This is a genomic window from Flavobacterium sp. LMO6, assembly GCF_009495795.1.
GTDB lineage: Bacteria > Bacteroidota > Bacteroidia > Flavobacteriales > Flavobacteriaceae > Flavobacterium.
On the sequence record NZ_WIBH01000134.1, the window covers coordinates 1 to 206 of the forward strand.

General features: G+C 30.6%; 1 protein-coding gene. It reads left to right on the forward strand.

Going from position 1 to position 206, the window contains the following annotated elements; all coding sequences use genetic code 11:
* Nucleotides 1-206, forward strand: a 206-nt coding sequence (locus GFJ99_RS13615; protein WP_162524045.1) for a hypothetical protein, incomplete at both ends; no start/stop codon positions are given.

Genomic DNA, 206 nt, shown 5'->3' on the forward strand with positions numbered 1-206 from the left:
CGGTAAAGTTTACGATATTAAAATATCTGAAATTATACCGCTTTATGATTTGGCTAATGCGTTAACTACTGATTCGTGGTTAGTCGCTCCAAGTCGTGTTAAAGCAATAGAAAAGGTATTACAGAATATTGATGTTAATTTACGTTCTAAGCATAAGAATTTACAAATGAGTTCCAAATATGTAGGTATAAATAAATCTACTGGAA